Below are 21815 nucleotides of genomic sequence, written 5' to 3'. Positions count from 1 at the left end.
CGCACAACCGATATGAGTTACTGTGACAGTTGACTGATTTTGGCGCTATCCATGTGCTGTTCAAAGTTAGCAATAGCATTGGAGACGTTGCTATTTGTCATCAACTCTCGCATCGCTACCTGGCCGACTAATCGAAACGCATTTCCCATGCCAGTGCTGTTTGAGCTTTTCAACACGGCGCTCGCTTGTTCAGGGCAATCTTTGGTGAGCAGTCGGGTTAATAGGTTACCGATATATTGATCCGTTTCATCACGATTTTCTTGAGTAACTCTGGAGTAAACTTCGATTTCAGGGTGCGCGGACATTGCGAAGAATATCCATTGGGCAAGTTTTTTACGCTCCTTGCCATTTAGCGAGTCAACCATGCAGCTTGCAAGCTGATCGGATTGAGTATTGGCAAAAGACGGGGCTAGAAAAGTAGACATTAATACCAGCAGTAATATTTTTTTCATTGTTTTGGTTCAATCAATAATAAAGTCATAAAGGCCTATCTTAATTAAACGTTAAAGGCGGTACAAGAGTGGCGAGGCGTGGTGAAAAAATGTCTAAAGAAAAGTTATTAACTCTAAAAAGAACGGCGTATTTGAGGTTTAATTTCATAACATTTGCAACCGTTAAATTGTGATAATTTTGTTATTGAATCGTGAGGGATCTGGCTACTTTTTTCACCATACTTGGTTTGAATATTTTTACGGGGATACCCCGACCTGATGAGGAAAATAATGATGAAAATGAAATTAATGGCGGCTGTGGCATCCCTTGCGGTAACTGGCAATGCCTGGTCACAAGATTTACAAATCAAAATCACTAACCTAACGCAAGGTACCTATTTCACCCCTTTTATTATTGCTGCTCATACATCCGATGCAGTGATGTTTCGCGTTGGTCAATCAGCATCTCCTGAACTACAGGCAATCGCTGAAGGTGGCGACATTTCGGCGATGGGCACACTACTAACCAGCGTGAGTGCCGATTTAGTAGAAAACCCTGCAGGTGGTTTATTGGCACCAGGCGCGTATTTTGAAACCACACTTACCAATTTGGAGGGTAATGATTACCTTTCATTCGCTTCCATGGTGTTACCAACCAATGATGGTTTTGTTGGTTTAGACAGCTGGATGATCCCAACCGAACCAGGTACTTATACCTTCAACCTAAATGCATACGATGCAGGTACTGAGGCCAACGATGAAATCGTTAATGGCGCAGGCGCTCCGGGTGAACCAGGTATCCCTGCAGCTCCTGGTATGGACGCGGGCATTGGTGGTACAGGTGTAACTTCTACCGAAGATAACACCATGATTCACGTTCACCGTGGCAACCTGGGTGATGATGATTTATCGGGTGGTAAGAGTGATTTAGATAACACCGTACATCGCTGGTTAAATCCAGTAGCCCGAGTAACCATCGTTGTAAACTAGGAGGCTAGCATGAAAACTTATCAAAACCTTACCCTTAAAGGGTTTGGCAAAGCCATTGCAGCATCCTGCTTACTGATTCTGGTAAGTGCCTGTCATGATGACGATGATGATAATAGCTTAATGCCACCACCTGAACCGATGCAATATCGCTATCAGGTTGATGTAACTAATCTAACCAATGCTCAGCCGATGTCACCATTTGCGGTGGTGCTTCACAATGAAGGCATGCTCTGGAATATCGGTGAGAGCGCAAATGACGCGATTGAGAACCTCGCAGAGAGTGGTGACAACTCTCAGGTTCTTGATTTAAGTGTGGTGCTGGCAGGTAATTCAGGCGCAGACATCCTGATGCCAGGTACTAGCGAAAGTATTGAAGTTATGATCACAGATACTGCACCAATGTACCTGAGTGCGGCGACCATGCTGGTTAATACCAATGACGCATTTACTGGAATTAATGCGCTGGATATCAGTCAGTTGGCTGCCAACGAAAGTATTTCCATGGTTATGGGTTCTTATGATGCGGGGACGGAAAAAAACAGTGAACTCGCTGAAACAATTCCAGGCCCTGCAGCAGGTGGGGAAGGTTACAATGCCGAGCGAGATGATGTCGACTTTGTCAGTGCTCATCCTGGCGTGGTATCCATGGACGATGGCTTGACGCAGTCGGTATTAACGCAGGCACATCGCTTTGACAATCCGACCATTCGCGTAACCATTACTCGCATCGAGTGATAGCCGACGGATAACGAGCGGACTGGTTTTGGCCAGCCGTTCGTTTTGTTTGGCTTTTCGATGTAAAGGGGAAGCCAATGACAAAAATACTGGTGGTGGAAGACGATCGGGATATTGCCCGATTGATAAAAGTGCAGTTGCAGGAACTCGCCTTTGAGGTATATCTGGGCTTCGATGGCAAATCCGGATTACAAATAGCCCAGTCTCAATCTTTTGATTTAATCATTCTTGATGTCATGCTTGGCGAGGTATCCGGGCTGGACATCTGTCGTCAGATTCGGGAACAAAGGCCTGAACAGGCTATTTTGATGTTAACCTCACGCAGCTCGGAAACGGACCGGGTATTGGGGTTAGAGCTCGGCGCCGATGACTACATGACCAAACCGTTTAGTGTGAGAGAGCTACAGGCGAGGGTAAGAAGCTTACTTCGACGGGTGAATCTGATTAAAGCCGCCCATCAGGCCAAGGCGATGGCAAGTGCAACTCAGCAAGAGTCGACGCAACAATCCACTCAGCCTGTGATTATTATCGGCCACTTGGAAATTGATCAGAATAGTCATCAAATTCGCATCCATGGTCAAACTTTGCAACTGACATCGACGGAATACGATTTATTGCGTTTCCTCGCGTCTCACCCAGGACAGGTGTTTTCCCGCTCCGAGTTATTGAGCTCAGTTTGGGGTTATCACCACAGTGGTTACGAACACACGGTTAACTCCCATATTAACCGATTACGCAACAAGCTTGAGGCGGATGTCTCGCAACCGAAAATCGTCCAGACCGTCTGGGGCGTGGGATACAAATTTAACGAACTCGGTGTTCATTAATCATTTAGCAAATGGACTTTGGGTAATGCGGGATCGCTAATGAAACTATCGTTATATCAGCGTCTGTCTTTTAGTTTGATTGCATTGTTTGTGGTAATCGCCCTCGGCTTTTACGTCTGGAGCGATAAGTTACAAACGCAGATGCGATTTGAAGCGCAACAACGATTACATTTGTCTTTAGCGGCTAATTTGGCCAGAGATAATCCACTCTTGCAACAAGGCGAATATGACTATAAAGCCCTGCAAAACCTGTTTCATACCCTAATGGTATTGGGGCCAGCATTTGAATTTTACTTTGTGGATCCTGACGGCAATATTCTGACTCACTCTGCTGATGAGTCGCGCATTCGCCGCAAAAGCATTGATGTTTTACCGATTAACCTTTTAACCCGCAATCAGGCAGCGTTGCCAATTTTCGGTGACGATCCCCGGCATCCGAATCGCCAAAAAATCTTCTCCGCCGCACCGGTATTCAGGGGCGCTGATTTGCAAGGATACCTGTACGTGATTGTCGCTGGCGAGCGTTATGAAACCATATTGAATCAAACCCATACTAGTCGGGAAATGCTGGTGTATCTGGTATTTCTTGGCATTGCTTTGACAATGCTGTTACTACTGATGCTGGGATTATTCCGCTACTTTACCTATCCCATGCGTCGCCTTGCCCGGGAAATGAAATCGTTTCGCGATTCTGGTTTCGAACTGGACAAACAATCGATGTACCCCTGGCCTGAAAATGATAACAACGAAGTTAATCAACTGGGCTTTTTGTTTAACCAGATGGTTGCCAAGATAAATCGTCAATTTGAAGCCTTGAATGAAAATGATAAAACGCGCAGAGAGCTGATTACCCATATCTCCCATGATTTACGAACCCCGTTGGCGAATATGCAGGGCTATATTGAGACTTTGAGTTTGCGAGATTCATTGTCGGAGGAACAGCAAAAGAGCTTTTTAAATACCGCATTAACGAACGCTCGCCAGCTTAATTGCCTGGTGGATCAATTATTTGAGCTGGCGCATTTAGAAGCCGGTCAGGTGTCGGTAACTCTTGAATATTTTAACCTTACCGAATTGCTATACGATGTGGCGGAGAAATTCCGTTTGTCAGCAAAAAAACATGGTGTAGATATTGTTGTCGCGCCAGAGCAGGGGCATTTCCCTGTACATTGCGACATTGCCAAAATCGAACGGGTGCTCAGTAATCTCATCGAGAATGCGCTGCGCCATACTGCTGAAGGTGGAGAAATTCAGCTTGGCATTGAAGAAATTGACGCTCAGCACCTGCAGCTATCGGTATCCGATAATGGCACAGGTATTCGCCAGGAAGAACTGTCTTATATTTTTGATGCCAGATACCGGGCTAGCAATGCATCGGAAGATTGTAAAAAGCACAATGGTTTGGGCTTAACAATATGCAAACGACTGCTGGAAATCCTCAAAACCGATATTCGCGTCTCCAGTGAATTAGGGCAAGGAACACGTTTCTTTTTCAATTTACGCCGAGCTTAGGTAAGCTGTAGTCCTGAGCGTGTAGTCAGTATTGAAAAGAAGTGGAATTAATGACGGATATTTTTGCCGATGATCTGGTTGTACTGGATTTCGAGACCACAGGATTGTCGCCCGATAATGGCGACAGAGCCATCGAAATCGGTGCGGTGCGACTGAGAAAAGGCCAGCCTGTAGAAACCTTTCAGGCGCTAATGAACCCTGGGCGTCGGGTAAATAGTTTTATCGAGCAATACACAGGTATCACCAATACCATGCTCGCTGATGCGGCACCGAACGGCGAAGTGATGGAAGCGTTCTGGCAATTCCTCGGGGATGATAATCTGCTGGCTCACAATGCATCGTTTGATAAAAAGTTTCTCGACAGTGAATTCTCACTAATCAATCGAGACTACCGTGGGCAGTTTGCCTGCAGCCTGTTAACCTCAAGACGGGTATTTAGTGAAGCCCCAAATCACCGCCTTGGCACTTTAGTTTCCTACAAAAACCTCAATGAATCTGGCGATTTTCACCGTGCGTTATTCGATGCACAAATGACCGCCAAGCTTTGGGTTTCATTGTTAGAGGAAGTCAGGACCAACCTTGCCATTGATGATATCGACTTTGATTTAATGCAATGCATCAGCAAGGCTTCAAAACGCGACTGGCAACTCAAAGCGAGAAGATTCCTCTCGTAACCGATGCTGAAATATTATAAATAACTTAACAAATGCAATTCGTTTGCTGGTTATTTAAGCAGACTGTTCGACTTAGAATCAACGTACAAATAGTCACATAAAAGTTTTTGACATCAACAGAAGATGTCATTTAAAGTGAACTAATCTTGCCCCGAAAGTTTCTCTGCTTGCATGGTTTGTTATCGCTCAAGATACCATACTGGTGAACAGAAGATGTGCAATTACGTTACCCGAGCTAAACCAATCAACTTGCGGTAACGGTAGAATAATAAAAGGCAAAACTATGTTTTTCTCTAAAACCAAAATCGCCCTGGCCGTAGCACTTTCGGCTTCTTTATCTTTAGCTGGTTGTGGCAGCGACTCTGATGACCCTGCTACGTTTTCTCTAGCGATCAGTGATGCACCGGTAAATGGTGTTAGCAATGTTACCTTGTGTTTTAACCGCGTAGAGTTAAACGGTGAAGGTGGCAAAACAGAATTTATCGTTGGTGAACATCCGGAAATGATTAACGCTAACAGCGTTTGTCCAGATGCGGTGAATAGCGTTGGTATCAATTTACTCGATTACACCGGTGATGATGCGCTTACTTTGATTAATAACATTGAAATCGAAGCGGGCAAGTATAATCAAATGCGCTTTGTTTTAAGTGAAGGCTCGTTTGCAATTAAAGATGCCGTGTACGATGAAGTTGGCAATGAAATCTCTCCAGAGCAGAAAATTGATGTTGTTGTTCCATCTAACGAGTTAAAACTAGATGGTTTTACCGTAGCGCAGGGCGGTAATGTAAGCTTCACGTTAGAATTTGATCTTCGTAAAGGCATGACAGATCCTGTTGGCCAGGATAACTACTTTGTTAAACCTCGTGGTGTTCGTTTAGTTGATAACAATGAAATTGGTCACTTAGAAGGTACGGTTGCAGAGCTTGGTTACGATTGTACGCAAACGCCACCTGAAGACACATCACTGCCAGCGGCAAGTGTTTATATTTATAACGGCGCAGACCAAACTGAATTGGGCGACAACACCGCAAACGATGTTGAAGGTGAAACTCAGCCACTTGCCAGTGCAGGCGTATTTTACAATGAAGACACTAGCATGTATGAATACGAGATTGGTTTCTTATTAGCTGGCGATTACACCTTAGCGTTAAGTTGTGACACTGTAGACGATCCAGAGATGGATGACGAGCTAACGTTTGTTGAACAGCGAAACGTATCAATTATGGTTGATGAAACAACGGTTGCGGATTTTGCCGGCAACTAATCTCCCTTAGCGATATCTTTTAAAGGCCGCGAGGTACACCCTCACGGCCTTTTTTTTATGGCCAAATTTAATGAAGGTCAGAGTCAATTAAGAAAAATAAATTGCTAATGGTTTTATATGGTTAGGTGCCAAATACATCAAATTTGATCATGGGAACTTTAATGGTTGCTGTTGATAAGGAGTAGTGTCGATTATATGGGTACATAGTCAACGACTTAAAGTGGTTAACGCATTGATTTTTATGGGGTTGAAGTTTTGGAAGTTGACTCTTATTCGATGAAATGTTCTATCAAATATACCCGTACCGCGTCCTGCTCTCCGGGCATACGTACCTCCATGTAATAAAAAATAAGCGCCCAATGGGCGCTATAAACTTTAAGGAAGAAAACTATGAAAAGTTAACGGTGATAATAATAATCAAATTGGCGTTGCATTGCCGTTAACCAAATGTAATTTTCGCTTAAAAATTGTACAGTTCGGCTGGTTACAGGCGTTTATAACCATTTATCGGCGCGAGTTTTGATGTTAACTTGTTGTAAAAAACGATACAAATCATCTATGCGCAAATTTATTTCTCTTAGCTTTACCCTAGCCAGCACAATAATTATCAGCTTTGCTATTTCCCAATCCGCGTTTGCCACATCGATAGATACTTGCGGGCAATCCTGCACTATGTTGGTCGTTACCGACGACAACCAATCGATTCTCGAGCACAATCCTGAGCGGGCAGAGAAGCGATTAACACCATTCTCCACGTTTAAAATTCCGAATACCTTAATTGCCTTAGATACTGGCGTGGTTAGCAGCCTGCAACAAAAGCTTACCTTTGATCAAAAAGACTATCCAATTCAAAGCTGGTGGCCGGAAACCTGGTACAAAGAACCCTTGGTTATCCGTGATGCCTTCCAAAATTCTGCGGTGCCCATTTATCAGGAAATTGCCACCAAAATATCGGCGCCAGTAATGAAAAATTATTTGCAGCAGTTTGCTTATGGTAATCAAGATATATCCTCAGGTATTGATACCTTTTGGTTAAACGAAAGCATTACCATTAGCGCCAAAGAACAAATCGAGTTTTTGCAAAAGTTACAACGCCAGAAGCTTGGACTAGCGGATGATACCTACAAGAAATTCAAGGACATCATGTTGGTAGAACAAACACCTGAATATCAGCTTTATGCCAAAACTGGTGGTGGTCAGCTTGAGAAAGGCAAAGCTTTGGGATGGTATGTGGGTTATGTGGTAAAAGGGAATAAGGTTTTTTACTTTGCTTTTAATATGGATGCGAAAACCTTCGCCGATGTGCAAAAGGTGAGAGTGGAAACGGTTCGCACTGAATTGAAAGAGTTAGGGATTATTTAACAAGGTTGAAACTTGATAAAAACAAGTTTGTTCAAGCTTCGAACAATCAAACTCAATCGATGATAATGGCCCGACAAATAGCGTTGAATCCCACGTAAACAACCGATACACTAGCTGTTAGCGCTAAATTCAACACCGTTTGCGAAACTGCCGGTTTTGGAATAATTTCACTGCAGTTTTCCCTCAAAACTGACAGCTAATAACAGGGACCTTTCATTCGTATGTCTGGATTACAACGAATCATTCTGATCGATACTCACCTTCCGGGTATGGTCGAGCTTAAAGTCGATGGCCACACTAATATTTGTGGTACCAACGCCTCCGGTAAAACAACATTACAAAGGCTTTTACCGGTTTTCTTTGGTGAGTCGCCAAATAAAGTGGTACCTGCAACCCGGGATAATTTCCAGACCTGGTACCTGCCGCGCGAGTCCAGTTTTATCATATACGAATACCAGCGGGTTGATGGCACCACCTGTATGGCGGTACTTACCTCGTCAGTTACTGGTGTGGTTTATCGATTTATCGACAAAGAGTTTGTAGTTGACGACTTTATCGCCGATGACATGGCTGGCAAACGCTCTATTGCAATCAATGAAGTTGTTAAGGCCGCTAAGCGTCAGGGTAACAACGTGACCAAAGGACTAAATACCAAAGAGTTTCGTGCGGTAATTCAAAATGATCGAGCGATGATGAACGCGACCGCTTCAAAACGTGATCTCGTCAATGCGGCCAGGTTATTTAGCTTGTGTGAAAGCGATGCGAAGCTACGCCATATCGAAAAGTTAATAAAAGCCGTCCACTCTAAAGAAGGGAAAATGGAAACCATTAAGGCGATGATCGCCGCCATTTTAGAAGAAGATGGTGTACAAACTCCAACCAGCAAAATTTCTAAAACTCAGGTAGAAGATTGGATTAAAGAATGTTCGTTGATTCAGCAATTTGACGAACTTATGCCGCAATATGAAAAGCTGCAAAAGATTAATTCTCAGTTAGAGCAAACCGAACAACGATTAGCGCAACTGAAACTATCGCTGTCTAATGACTATTCGATGTTGGCAGAGTCTGTTGTCAAGGCGGAAAATGATCAACAAATATACAAATCGAAAATAACCGAACTCAAACAGGATTTTGAGCAGCAACGTGACAACCTGAATCGCGATATTTCCCAAGCAAAAGCGGAAATCGATACCAATGAAAAGCATCTTGATAACATCGAAGATGAATTCAATACCTGGCAAGACAAAGATATCGAACGGTATAAATTAAACCTTGATAAGGTCAGTGCCTGGCAGTCTCAATTGCAGTCGATGAGCGAACAGCATGCTTTGTTAACTGAAGAGCATCAGGATATTGAAGCTGCTTATCACAAACGCCTGGCAGAACTGGAAAAGAAACAGGGCAGAGAGCTGAACCAGTTAGGACAACAAAAAGATGCGGTTGTGGCTGAATTGCGGGAAAAGCAAAAGCAAGAATCTGCGGCGTTACAGGCTCTGCTTAGTCAGCAGGAACAGCGCTTAAAGCTTCTGTTAGAAGATTTTGATACCCAGATCCAAAAGGGGCGATTAACGCTGCAAACCCTGAAAACGCAAATCGAGCACAGTGGGCCAACGGCTGAAGAACAACAACAAATGGCGCTGGCAGAAGCGGCTATAGAGCAGGCTCAACTTGAAGAGGACAGTTTGCGAGCTAAGATGCAGCAGGCTCAGGAAGAACTGCAGCAATGTAAATATCAACAAATTGCGTTGAATGAGAAGTTAAATAAAGCCCGAGCAAAAGAAAAACTCGCTGAGCAGACCGTGGCTCAAATCGACGCCTGGTTAAATCCTCAGGACAATACCCTTTTACAGTTTTTGCGAAATGAACATCCTGGCTGGGAGCAACACATTGGTAAGTTGCTGGCGCCTGAATTGTTGTCACGGTCGGATTTGTCGCCGGTAATAGCGGATAGCGTTGCAACTCAAAATTCGATGTTCGGGGTGTTGTTAGATACCAGTGTCATCGCGGAAAGTGATATTGCGCAATCTCAAGCGGCTTTGGAAAAACAGTTACAAGCAGCTAATGAAGAATTGCAACAATATCAACAACAGCGCTTAGCCATAGCTGCAGAATTGCAAGGGCTCAATGAGAGCACAAAAGCCAGAGAACAGGATGTTATTACCTTACAATCGAAATGCCAGTTTATCCAGCAGGACAGAATTCGCGCTCAGGAAGATAAACAACAACTGAAAAGTGAACAAAAACAAGCGTTGCAGGAACGCAAACAACATATTCAAAAGGCGCTAAAATCCGAGCAAACAGCGTTAGAAAAACTTGAGCTAAACAAGCAAAACGCCCTTGAAGAACACAAGGATGTCTGCCATCAAGAAAAAATGGAGCACGAGCTACATTGGCAGCAATTGATTGGTGATAGTGAACAACAACTGAACAGCATCAACGAGCAAATCGGTCTGTGCAACCAGCAGTTAAAAGAAGGCCTTAAATCGGTAAAAGCCTGGTATCAGAATGAGCTTGAAAAGCGTGACGTTGATGTTGATTTGATTGCCAAGCTCAAACAGGACATTGCGCAATTGAAAGATGATATTGAGTTAACCAATAAACATCGTGACAGTGTACGGGAATATGACCGATGGTACGATGTTGTATTTACCAAGAAAAAGAGTACGCATTTACAACAGCTGTCAAAAGCTAAGGAACTGCTTGCCGCGGCGCAACGCAATTTGGAGAACAGCCAGTCGGCCTATAAGCAACAAAAAGGGCAACTGAATGAACAACTGCAACAGCTAGAAAAGGCGCTTAATGAACAGCGTGAATTGGTAACCAATATTAATAGCCTGAAACAGCAGTTTGCTTTGCTGAAACTTCCAACAGCAGTGGACGTTGCTGATACTGCAAGCGCGAATGCCAGAGTCAGTGAAGGTCAGGATCTACTCGTACGCCATCGCAAGGCGGTAGCCGATGTCGATGAATATGTGCACTACTTTGATAATGCCATTGCACAAAAGTCGGGGATTAGTCTGACGGAAGCCTGGGAGCGGGCTCGTAACGATTGTCAGGTTGAAAATGAGCAGGGATTGTCGAAATTAGACTGTCGGAAAATGGTTAAAGAACTGGATATTCTGCTCAATGTGATGGTGCCTCAGCACCTGGAAGGGGTTCGCAATAATGGTCTGAACTTCGGCAATGATTTGACTCAGTATTACAATATTCTTGCTGATATCGACAAGCGCATTTCATCGCAATCGAAGCGAATTTCCAGAGAAGTCGATCAAGAACTATTTCTTGATGGGGTGAGTGATTCTAGCGTTAAAATCCGCTCTAAAGTGAGTGAGTTTGACTTCTGGCCTACGTTATTGCGTTTTAATAAACTGCATAAAGACTGGCTAAACGATGACAATGAATCGTTACCGAATGAAGAATATATGCTAACCATTCGCGAAGTATTAGATGTCCTTGGCCGAGGAACAATGAGCAGTGGTGTAGGACATTTACTGGATATTGAACTACATCTTAAAGAAGGAAGTTCAAACCTTGTGATCCGTACCGATAGACAATTAAACGAGTCGTCCAGTCACGGTATGGCCTACCTGATCCTTTGTAAGTTCCTGTTGGCATTTACCCGATTACTACGAGGTCATTCTAAGGCCACCATCCATTGGCCGATTGACGAAATTGGTACTCTGGCGAATAAAAACGTCAAGAAAATATTTGATGCCTGTAAGGCCAACAATATTTCGGTTTTAGGGGCGTTTCCAAACCCCGAGTCGGATGTGCTGCACTTTTTTGAAAATCGCTATCTGATTGATAAAAATGCCAGCAAGCAGAAACTTCGCATGGTACAGCCAAAAGTGAACTCCATCTCAGCACGCCTTAAGCAAAAACAACAGCAGGAGATGAGTGCATGATGTCTTTAAAAGGAAGAGTGCTGGAAGTTCTGCTAAGCGGCGGTTTCATCTGTAAAACCAGTGACGAACTTGCATTTCAGTATCTGAAAAACCACGAACATTTTGCGGAAATTGAGCGTCAGCTCAATACCATGAATCGTACTCTAGCGACGGCCAATGATGGTAACTTGTACTTTAGTGCTTACCAAGTTATCGATACTGAAGAGCGTAAGCAGTTGTCGACACAATTTCGAGATATTGCTAATTCGTTATTGCCCTTGGCTGAATGGCTAGTGCTGGTTCAGGAAGCAAGAGGAGATAATGCGCCTTTAACCGAAGGTTCGGTGATTCGTGTCACCGAATTACAGACCGTTATCGAAGATACACCGGCATTTGTTGAACAACTGGCAAAAATTGCCCGATACAGCCTGTTTAACTCAACAAGCTCCGCGGTTGACTCGCAACTGAAACAAATTTTTAAACGATTGGTGGAAACGGGGTATCTGTTACGCCCCAACCCGGAAAACCAAATCTATTTAGCAACGGGAAAAATTGATTATTTGTTTGACGTGATCCGATTTATTGATGAATCGGAAAAGCTTGGACTTGAGCAACAGGCAGAGCTGGCCATCAAGCAAGGAGATCTGCTTTGAGTAGTCAGTTAGAACGCGCTGGTTTTAATCTGCTTCGGGCACTATCAAAGCACGCTGACATTATTATGCAGGCCTATTTATCTGGGCATGTTAATGATCTTGAATATGACCCCAATATTATCGAAAAGCTCATTGAACTGGGTGTGTTATGGCGCCCGGAACCCGGGGAAGACCTTAGGCTGCGTTCCACCGTTCGTGCATTATTGGAGAACAGCTTAAGGGATGAGAGAAATCGTCAGCTGGATACCAATATTGGCTCAAAGCTGGCGGCGATCAAAACGGTGACAAACCATTTTAAGGAAAGTATGCATCACAAGGCCTACGGCGATGCAGAGGTTTACCTGGAGGATTTGTCAGAGCAGGTTTATACACTGGTGGATAGTTTAAAATCCAGCGTCCGTAATCTGTGGCGTCGCATTCACAACGAGTTCGGCTATGTCGCCTCAATCAGTGCCAAAATTCGTGAGAATGAACTCGCTCAAAGTCAGCTTACGCAAATGCGTCAACAACTGGAAATGTTTCAGTTTGACGAGTTAACCCACCTTGCCGGCAATTCTCGGGAATTGAGGCGGTTGCTGGTTGTGCAATTGCAACGCAGCCATAGCGAAATAAGTCAGGAATTAAGCCTGGCTCAGGCAAAACTGATTGACCTACTTGGCAAATTCAGAGAGTACCTACATCGCTCACAACTGCTTAAAGGTTTTGTTCTGTATCAGCAACAAAAGCCTGACTATAGGGTTAAAGACTACAGTGAACAGGCGAAAATTCCTGTACTGTTTAATCAGGCGAAAGCGATCATTAAACCGGCCAGTATTGATGTGAATAATCTCGAGCATGAACTGGTTTACGTGGAGCTCGTTTCTCAATTAAAACAAATTCGACATAATCAATCATTGAATGAAAAACTGCGTAAAGGGCAGGAATTTTCGCTAGAAGATATCGAATCTATCGATATTGAATCCGATGGTTTGAAGGAAGCCGTAGAAAGTTACTTTTGTCAGGTTATCGACTCTGGCCAGTTACTGTCTGCATTGGAATATCATCAACAACAATCGCTTGAATATGATCCTGAGGTATGGGTTTACGGCGTGATTAACGGCTTTGGTGGTTTAAACCAGGATGAGCAAGAGTTTTTTGAACTCGACCCTATCGGTCATGCTCACCCTAAGTTTGACGGTAACTTTATTATTGAAGACGTTGAGTTGGGGTTGCGTTAACTATGTTTCGAACGGTTTTTCACTCAATTGATGGCAACAAAGTTAAAAACTATAAAAGCCTAAATCGAGCTTATAAAGCTATTTTTGAGTGGTTTGGAAACCATGGTAAGGACCGCTCGGCACATGTATTGCTTAGTGGTCCAGAGATAGGAACTGAAACTTATCGGGCTCAACATGAAGTGCCATATAAGCCAAAGGTCAAAACCCGTAAGCTGAATCACGGTATGTGGGTAAAGGTTCGGGCAGAAGTATTAAAAAGAGATAATTATCTGTGTGTCAGGTGCGGCAATGGACCTCAAAAAAATTCAAAGCGCGCTGTTGAAGTTCATCATAAAATAAGCGTTGAAGAAATTAACCGCTCCGTTGAATTAACTTATTTACTTTATGCACCGAGTAATTTAGAAACGCTATGTGATTTGTGCCACTTGGATGAGACAATCAAACAAAACACGAGTCGTAATTCGCCTGACTAAGGCTGTTATGTATTACGTATGTTTGCCAAGCAATAACTCAAAGAAAATACTATGCACCTCTAGAAAGAATTTAATTCATTAAATCAATCGGTTAGGATTCTTTATCAATAAATCTTTAGCGAAGCATAGAGGGAATTTTGGGAAAAATGGTTTTAGTGTTGGCCGTTACAGTAATGTGTATTATACCAATCCCATTAAGTTTGTGCACAACTCAGAGTTAGAGCAGAGGTTCAGTTACAACATAGATTTCGTTGATATAGTCATTCTATATTAATGAAATATAGGGCAGTAAATGGGCCTCTCACTAACTCCCTCCGGGTGAGTTTTAAAGGCATTTATCCTGCGTTACTGATTTTGACAATGGAATAACCATTCTCTGCAATCAAAGTCTTGTCTAAAAGCCTTTAAATTCTCACTGAGTGAGCAATAATTTAATGGGATTGGTATTATCAGCTTTTTGTTTGGTACCGCATTTAATTCTATCGATATCGGCAATAAAACCATCGCTCATTTCAATAAATTAACCGAACTAGCGTTAGACAGAGAGTCTGAAACACGAAATTTAGTTGCCTTGTATAAATTGTCTGTTGATGAACCCAAACAGCTCCCTAAGACCCTAAAATGGCTAATCTTATTAAACTATGAATCGGGTCAAAGGTGTATTGGCGAATACTGTGATCAATTCAACTTTGATACTGAAAGCCCTAAAACCAATGCTGTTGTTGTGGATTTTCTCGATCAATATCCCGATGAAAAATGTAGCCGTCTTGATGAGCAAGAACGGGTAGCCTGTAACTTGGAAAAGCTGCCCTGATTGGAAATACAGACTCGCATATAAACCTGAAAAGTGTGCACCCAATCCACTCTCTGAATAACTCAATATAGCGATTAGGAGCTTATACCCCCAGCGCTTATTGTTCAGCCACAACTAAACGTTGTCTCTGATGATATTTATATATCCCGACTAATGACGCCATGATCCAGAATATTTCAATGACAAAGCTAGCCAAGTTGAAATTAATAGAAAGGCTTATCAGCAATAGTATTGCGCCGACCAGATTCAGTAAATTGTACTTCAACCCTTTAGGGTTAATCTTTTCTAGTTGGATCAGGAAAAAAGCTAAAACCACAGAGGCCGTGCCAAGCATACCGATAATGTCGGCAATAAGAGATATAGACATAAAGTTACCGTTATAAGTTAAATAGTTAACCCTAGGAGTTAGTTAAATAAAACTGGCGCGGTTCCTTGGAGACTTGCCCAAATCAACGAAGTGACTTTCCTTCTGGCAGGAACTGAATTCTATCCTATTTTCGTGAAGGTTTAAAAGGGAAACACGATTATTGCCAAGATTTGATCCCTCGTTAATTGCGCAAATGCCTGCCCCTTGTTTTCCAACAAGTTTTCGCGCTATGTTAGTGCTATTGAGCAAAATTTCACCGAGTTTTTCAGGCTCAGCAGTAGAAAAACTGACGATAAACCAATTATTAAAGGGAATGATATGTCTATCAAAACCGGTGTACTCAGCGTAGCTGCGATGCTAATGCTGGCCGCATGTGGCAAGGCTCCTGAAACATCAGAAACCGATGCCCCGGCAGGGGCGGAAACAAAGGCTGAAGTCAAAATCTTCACCGCTGAAGAATTCTTTGCAACCACCACAGTCTTTGGCTCTTCAATCAACCATGACGGCACGGCTGTGCTGGTTTCTAACGATGCCACGGGTGTTTTCAACGCTTATCGCTATCCGCTGGATGGCTCAGAACCAGAGCAGTTAACCAAATCTGATAAAGATACGGTTTATGGTATTAGCTGGTTTCCAGAAGATAACCGTTTTATCTATACCGCTGACCAGGGCGGCAACGAATTAAATCACTTATACGTTCGCGAGTTAGATGGCAGTGTTAAGGATTTAACGCCTGGTGATAACTTAAAAGCTGGGTTTTTAGGTTGGAATGACAATGGCGATTTCTACGCGTTTAGTAATGAGCGTGATCCGAAAGCCTTCGACGTATATCGTTATTCTTCAAAAGATTACCAGCGTGAATTGGTATTTCAGAATGATGATTTACTGTCTGTAGGCGATGTATCTCGCGATGGTCGCTGGTTAAGCCTGACTAAAGCCGTTTCTGGGGCAGATTCAGATTTGTATCTGATTGATCTGAGTGCTGAAGAAGCATCACCGATTCACATCACGCCGCATGAAGGCAACATCGAATACTTCAGCTACGGTTTTACACCGGATTCTAGCAAACTGATTTTTGGCACTGATGAGCACAGTGAATTTAGCCAGGCCTGGGCGTATGACCTTGAATCTGGCGAGTCGGAACTCTTCTATGAGACCAACTGGGATGTGAGCTTTGTTTACTTCTCCAAAGACGGCAAATACACCGTAATTGGGGTTAACGATGATGCCCAAACCAAGTTAACTATCTTAGATAGTAAGACCAAAGAAAGCGTGCAATTGCCTGAGCTACCGCCGGGTGATTTAGCGGGCGTTAACTTCTCTAACGATTCCATCAAAATGGTGTTTTATATCAATGCTGATAACTCGCCATCAAACCTATATACCCATACCTTAGGTAGCGACAAAATCGTCAAACTCACCGATACCTTAAACCCGGCGATGACGCCGGAAGATTTGGTGATGAGTGAAGTGGTGCGGTTTAGCAGCTTTGATGGTCTAGAAATCCCCGGTCTTTTATACAAACCGCTGCAGGCGAGTGCCGATAACAAGGTACCCGCTCTGGTTTGGGTTCACGGTGGTCCTGGTGGTCAGTCACGTAAAGGCTATCGCGCCGCGATCCAGCATCTAGTTAATAACGGTTATGCCATTTTTGCGGTAAATAATCGTGGCTCTTCCGGTTATGGTAAAACCTTTTATCATCTCGATGACAAGCAACATGGGGAAGGGGATTTGCAGGATATCGTATACGGTAAAAAGCACCTGCAGACTCTGGATTGGGTCGATGGTACTCGTATTGGTATTATCGGCGGTAGCTATGGCGGCTATATGACCATGGCAGGTATGGCGTTTACCGATGAGTTTGAAGTTGGCATTAATATCTTTGGTGTTACTAACTGGGTGCGCACGTTAAATAGCATTCCCCCTTGGTGGGAAGCGTTTAAAAAAGCCCTTTATGATGAAATGGGCGATCCGGCGACCGATGCCGAGCGTCATCGTCGTATCTCACCGTTATTCCACGCAGAGAACATTAAAAAGCCAGTGTTAGTTGTACAGGGAGCAAATGATCCTCGTGTGCTTCAGGTAGAAAGTGATGAAATGGTTGCTGCAATTGAAGCTAACAACGTACCAGTGGAATACGTTCTGTTTGAAGATGAAGGCCATGGATTTAGAAAGAAAGCGAATCGTATTACGGCATCTAATGCGTACGTAAGATTCCTTGACCGATATCTGAAAAATTCAGCAAACCAGCTTTAATTTTTAGACTTTGAATAAAAAGGGTCAGCGCTAAGCTGACCCTTTTTTTGTCCGAAAATGGGGGCAGAGCATGAATGTTGCAGGAAACTGCATGACTCAAGATCTGACCCCAAGTTTTTCAATTACCAGATACGAACACGCTCTTCAGGCTTAAGGTAAAGCTTGTCACCTTCCTGAACATTAAACGCTTCATACCAGGCATCGTGGTTTCTAGGTGCTAGTGAACGGTAGCGACCCGGCGCGTGAGTACCGGCACGAAGCTGGTTCAGCATGCTTTGCTCGGTGCGCTTTTCTTTCCAAACCTGAGCCCAGGCCAGGAAGAAACGTTGATCACCTGTAAGACCGTCGATAATTGGCGCTTCTTCACCATTCAGGCTTAGTTTATATGCATGGTAAGCCATTGCCAGGCCACCAACATCACCGATGTTTTCGCCTAAGCTGTTACGGCCATTTACAAAGTTACCTTCAATTGGCTCGTACTGGCTATATTGCTCAGCCAGTTTATCGGCTTTGGCTTCAAATGCGGCGCGATCCGATTCGGTCCACCAGTTACGCTGGATACCGTTAGCATCAGATTTTGAACCCTGATCGTCAAAACCATGACCCATCTCGTGACCAATTACGGCACCAATACCACCATAGTTAACGGCTGGATCGGCATTTGGATCGAAAAATGGTGGTTGTAAAATTGCCGCAGGGAACACAATCTCATTGAAGGACGCATTGTAGTAGGCGTTAACGCGTTGTGGCGTCATGCCCCAACGATTGCGGTCAGTCTTCTGTAATTCTTTAGATGCACTGTCTGCACGGAAGAATTCACGCAGGTTTGTCACATTACCCATTAAATCGTTATTGCTCAGCTCAACGCCGTCAAAAGACTGCCATACATCCGGATAACCGATTTTAGGAACGAATGCTGCGAGTTTTGCACGGGCATTAACTTTGGTTTCGTCTCCCATCCAATCCAGGTTGTCGATGCGTTGACCAAGGGCGGTGCGAAGATTTTCAACCAGCTCAGACATCTGCTCTTTGGAAGATTCTGGGAAATGACGGTCTACGTAAACTTTACCAATCGCAAAGCCAAGGGATGTTGTACCAGACATTTGGCTGATAGCACGCTTCCAGCGATCGCGAGGCTGTTGCTGACCACTCAAATGGGTTCCATAAAACGCAAAGTTAGTGTTATAAATGTCTTCAGATAATAGTGAGGCATTGCCGCTAATGGCGTGGTAAGTCAGATAATCTTTCCATACCGCTAAATCTTCATTGTTAATTAGCTCAATCATCGCCTTGATAGGCTCAGGTTGGCTTACGTTTAGGTGTGGAACCTGATAACCCGTTTCAGCAAAGTAAACATCCCAGTTAAAGCCAGGATACTCTTTGGCTAATTCTGAACGTTCGATTTGGTTTAGGGTTAAGTCGCGGTTACGACGTTTTTCTCGTGGCCAGTGGCCTTCGGCAATCTTCGTTTCCAGAGCAAGAATCGCTTCAGCGCGCTCCGCTGCGTTGTCTGTGCCGGCAAACGCAAGCATTTCAGCAATGTGCGCGACATAAGCCTGACGAGTTTTTTCGAAACGCTCAGATTCTTCCAGATAGTAAGAACGATCCGGTAGGCCTAAACCACTGGCGCCTACAGACATTTGATACTCATTTGGATCAAGGCGATTAAACCACATACCACCACCGATAGGTGCGCTTACGCCATTTAGCCAGGACTTACCAAACACTTTGGTAAGTTGGTCGGTATTCTCAATAGCAGAGATATCGTTAAGCAGAGGCTCGATAGGCTTGATACCCAGAGCATTAAGGGTTTCGACATCCATGAACGAGTTGTAGAAATCAGCAATTAACTGTTCTTCAGCGTTCAGGTCTTCGCGAGCGGCGATATCATCGATCATGGCTTTTACCTGATCGTCACTGCGCTCTGCTAACAGAGAGAATGCGCCGTAACGGGTTTTATCCGCTGGCATTTCAAAATTGTCGTACCAGGTACCGCTGGCATACATAAAGAAATCATCACCTGGTTTAACGCTCTCGTTACGAGCGCTAAGGTCGATACCAAAATTGCCTAGTTCGGCTTTCCCTTGCTGTGCAGTTACTTCCTGCGCTTCCGGTTTCTCTTGTGTTTGTTGTTCTTTTTCAGCGGGCTGACCACAACCTGCTAAAAACACTGCGGCCAAAGCCGATGCAATTAACGTCTTTCTCATGATTTGTTCTCGTTTTACTGCGGGTGAAATCCGCCCTTAGTTATTATCGCTTTAGAATATCCTTCATTGGGAATCGTGTACAGTCCACCGTAAAAGATTGGTTTTTCATACGTGAGGACCCGGTGTAAAGATTTGTGCAAATAAAAAGTTTTTAGACCGGGTATTTGCTTAACGGATTAAGGACGCGCCTGTTGAGATTTAGCGCCGGCTTTAAAGGTAGCGGCCTGATAACCGCCTTCTATTTGGCCATCGTAGTGTAGGGTATAGGTTTGGTTTGCTCCCAGGCCATCAAAGCGGGTGCGTTTGTTATCCGGATAGCTGATTTCAATGTTTACCTGCTCGGCGCTGCCGATATGAAAGGTGATCGGCTCACCATTCCAACGGGCTTTGGCTAGCAGGGTTGTTTTCTTATTTTCCTCGGCGTCACTCAAATACAGTTTGATGATAGAGCCCGCGGCATAGATATTGGGAATTTTGTATCTGGGGTAAATAGTCAGACGATTACCGGACATTTTACTTTCGTTAATGAATATCGATAACCGGGTTTTGCTCTCGGTATTGTTACCGCCGAGAACTAAGTCGCTGTCGCCGTCATTATCGATATCGGTAATGTATACCGGATTTGCGCTCCAGGATTTGCTAAATAGTACCCGGGTGAATTCGCCGTTGCCGAGATTTTCATAAACTTCGGTAATTTTTAATCTCGGGTTGTTCATTACAAAATCGGGATCGGAGTCGCCATCAAAATCCACTGGGTAGGCTCTGAGAAGGTAAGGGGCGCGCTTCTTGAAAAACGCATCCATGGCAGTCGCCTGATATTTAAAACCCGTCAATGAGTTGAGATACCAGCCACTTTTACTGTTGCCAATAACCAATAAATCAGGGAGGTTGTCGCCGTTAATATCACCGTAATAAATGGGCACCGCATCTTCTGGTAACCCTAATTTATCGTTGGCGCCAACGTATTGGCCTTTATCGTTTTGCAGCAGATAATGCCCAATTTTGTCTCCGCCATAGCTCGCAGAGCCAGCGATGATCAAATCGCCCAAGCCGTCGAAGTTAAGATCAATCAGACTCGGACTCTGTCCTTCCTGGTGGGTTGGGAAATATTGATAATATTTGGCGCGGAAAAAGCGATTCTTCTTGCGCATCGCTTTATGTTTCTCGGTAAGGTTTTGGTATTTCTCTTCTAGTCCGGGAGGTTCGGTGATGCTAATTGGCTGATCACGGCTAAACGACTTTGTCTGGGGATGGTAGAACCACACGCCTTTTAAGCCGCCATCGAGATCCAGATAACCATCAAAGTTAATATCGACAATATCAATGGGTTTAGACAAAGGTCGTAGAGTGAAACCCTGTCCTCGGGAGAGAAATCCTTCGCCTTGTTGATTGAACAGGTATTCGGGTTTGCTTTCGTCGGACAGACCGGCGATATCCAGCCAGCCATCGCCGTCAAAATCAAAAAACTTAGGTTTGTCATCGGCACCGGGAAGAAACGGTAAGTTTTTGGATAGTTGTTTTAAATCGATGAAGGTGAGCTTATTGGTTTCCTGTAATTGGTTCACCAGGATCTTACCGCCTGGTTTACCGTGGTGCGATAAATATAGGTCGATATCGCCGTCATTGTCATAATCAAAACCATTCACACCCCAGGGCCACCAACCGTGGGATTGAAACTCGCCACCTTGACGTTGTTTTTCACTGTCGTGCCAGTTTTGAATGATTGCCCGGGTTTGATTGGCTTGGTCGTCGGCGAGCTCAAAGCGTAGATTGCCAGATTGATTCACATTCAATGCCGCCATTATCGGATAGGCTTTCGAATACAATCGATCGGAAAAAGTGAACAGGGTAATGGCAATACAGCCGATACCTGCGGTTGCAACTAGCTTTGTGAACAGTTTCATAGGCTCTTGTTATTTTTACTTTGGGCTAAATTGAGCATAGCAAAGGCTCGGGGATTTGCTACGCAACCAGGATAATTGCGGGATTGAGAGAAACGCAGGTGTTAGAAAAAACAAACCCCGCATGGCGCAGGGTTAAAATCTAGTATTTTAGGGAGAAAACTTATGAAAAGTTAACGGTGATAATCATACCTTTGGGGTTAAATAAAAGCTGTTTTCACCCTGTAAAACTTGCCACCAAAAGTGTA

The 21815-nt window shown here is 44.0% G+C and carries 17 protein-coding genes; 13 read left to right on the top strand and 4 right to left on the bottom strand.

Annotated features, from left to right (window positions below):
• Positions 1-17: 17 nt before the first annotated feature.
• Positions 18-452: a hypothetical protein gene (locus tag FNC98_RS09895; RefSeq protein ID WP_221932877.1), complete on the bottom strand. Its 435-nt coding sequence runs from the start codon at positions 450-452 to the stop codon at positions 18-20.
• A 270-nt stretch (positions 453-722) separates the two neighbouring features.
• On the opposite strand from FNC98_RS09895, the gene FNC98_RS09890 reads away from it, so the two are divergent.
• From FNC98_RS09890 to FNC98_RS09835, 12 genes are all read left to right on the top strand, one after another.
• A complete protein-coding gene (locus FNC98_RS09890) occupies positions 723-1421 on the top strand; it encodes a spondin domain-containing protein (RefSeq protein ID WP_409574549.1) in 699 nt (232 codons plus the stop codon).
• Between the two features lie 9 nt (positions 1422-1430).
• A complete protein-coding gene (locus FNC98_RS09885; RefSeq protein WP_143581074.1) occupies positions 1431-2156 on the top strand; it encodes a spondin domain-containing protein in 726 nt (241 codons plus the stop codon).
• 77 nt (positions 2157-2233) lie between these two features.
• Complete coding sequence (locus FNC98_RS09880; RefSeq protein WP_143581073.1) at positions 2234-2983, top strand: response regulator transcription factor; 750 nt, start codon at positions 2234-2236, stop codon at positions 2981-2983.
• A 39-nt stretch (positions 2984-3022) separates the two neighbouring features.
• Positions 3023-4495, top strand: coding sequence for a sensor histidine kinase (locus FNC98_RS09875; protein WP_143581072.1), 1473 nt, complete (start codon positions 3023-3025; stop codon positions 4493-4495).
• Between the two features lie 50 nt (positions 4496-4545).
• Entirely contained in the window at positions 4546-5169 is a 624-nt protein-coding gene (locus FNC98_RS09870; RefSeq protein WP_143581071.1) for a PolC-type DNA polymerase III, read from the top strand.
• 283 nt (positions 5170-5452) lie between these two features.
• A complete protein-coding gene (locus FNC98_RS09865) occupies positions 5453-6433 on the top strand; it encodes a DUF4382 domain-containing protein (RefSeq protein ID WP_143581070.1) in 981 nt (326 codons plus the stop codon).
• Between the two features lie 558 nt (positions 6434-6991).
• The gene (locus FNC98_RS09860) at positions 6992-7795 is read left to right on the top strand and encodes a class D beta-lactamase (protein WP_185967924.1); all 804 of its coding nucleotides are present in this window, start codon (positions 6992-6994) and stop codon (positions 7793-7795) included.
• A gap of 221 nt (positions 7796-8016) precedes the next feature.
• Positions 8017-11700, top strand: coding sequence for an ATP-binding protein (locus FNC98_RS09855; RefSeq protein ID WP_143581068.1), 3684 nt, complete (start codon positions 8017-8019; stop codon positions 11698-11700).
• A complete protein-coding gene (locus FNC98_RS09850) occupies positions 11697-12332 on the top strand; it encodes a condensin complex protein MksE (protein WP_143581067.1) in 636 nt (211 codons plus the stop codon). The genes FNC98_RS09855 and FNC98_RS09850 overlap by 4 nt, the downstream gene beginning before the upstream one ends.
• On the top strand, positions 12329-13549 hold the full coding sequence (locus FNC98_RS09845) for a phosphoenolpyruvate carboxylase (RefSeq protein ID WP_143581066.1): 1221 nt from the start codon (positions 12329-12331) through the stop codon (positions 13547-13549). Before FNC98_RS09850 ends, FNC98_RS09845 begins: the two co-directional genes overlap by 4 nt.
• A 2-nt stretch (positions 13550-13551) precedes the next feature.
• Positions 13552-14022: an HNH endonuclease gene (locus FNC98_RS09840; RefSeq protein WP_143581065.1), complete on the top strand. Its 471-nt coding sequence runs from the start codon at positions 13552-13554 to the stop codon at positions 14020-14022.
• A gap of 457 nt (positions 14023-14479) precedes the next feature.
• The gene (locus tag FNC98_RS09835) at positions 14480-14836 is read left to right on the top strand and encodes a hypothetical protein (RefSeq protein WP_143581064.1); all 357 of its coding nucleotides are present in this window, start codon (positions 14480-14482) and stop codon (positions 14834-14836) included.
• A 97-nt stretch (positions 14837-14933) separates the two neighbouring features.
• Here FNC98_RS09835 and FNC98_RS09830 read toward each other — a convergent pair whose 3' ends face one another.
• The gene (locus FNC98_RS09830; protein WP_143581063.1) at positions 14934-15203 is read right to left on the bottom strand and encodes a CBU_0592 family membrane protein; all 270 of its coding nucleotides are present in this window, start codon (positions 15201-15203) and stop codon (positions 14934-14936) included.
• A 318-nt stretch (positions 15204-15521) separates the two neighbouring features.
• On the opposite strand from FNC98_RS09830, the gene FNC98_RS09825 reads away from it, so the two are divergent.
• Positions 15522-17459 carry a S9 family peptidase gene (locus FNC98_RS09825; protein ID WP_143581062.1) on the top strand — a complete coding sequence of 646 codons (1938 nt, stop codon included), beginning with the start codon at positions 15522-15524 and terminating at the stop codon, positions 17457-17459.
• 122 nt (positions 17460-17581) lie between these two features.
• On the opposite strand, the gene FNC98_RS09820 is transcribed toward FNC98_RS09825, so the two are convergent.
• Positions 17582-19666, bottom strand: a complete 2085-nt coding sequence (locus FNC98_RS09820) for a M13 family metallopeptidase (protein WP_143581061.1) — start codon at positions 19664-19666, stop codon at positions 17582-17584.
• 176 nt (positions 19667-19842) lie between these two features.
• Positions 19843-21570, bottom strand: a complete 1728-nt coding sequence (locus FNC98_RS09815; RefSeq protein WP_143581060.1) for a CRTAC1 family protein — start codon at positions 21568-21570, stop codon at positions 19843-19845.
• Positions 21571-21815: the final 245 nt, after the last annotated feature.

This window comes from Thalassotalea sp. PS06 (assembly GCF_007197775.1).
GTDB lineage: Bacteria > Pseudomonadota > Gammaproteobacteria > Enterobacterales > Alteromonadaceae > Thalassotalea_A.
Note: the sequence above shows the minus strand (reverse complement) of the source record. Positions and strands in the feature narration are given on the sequence as shown.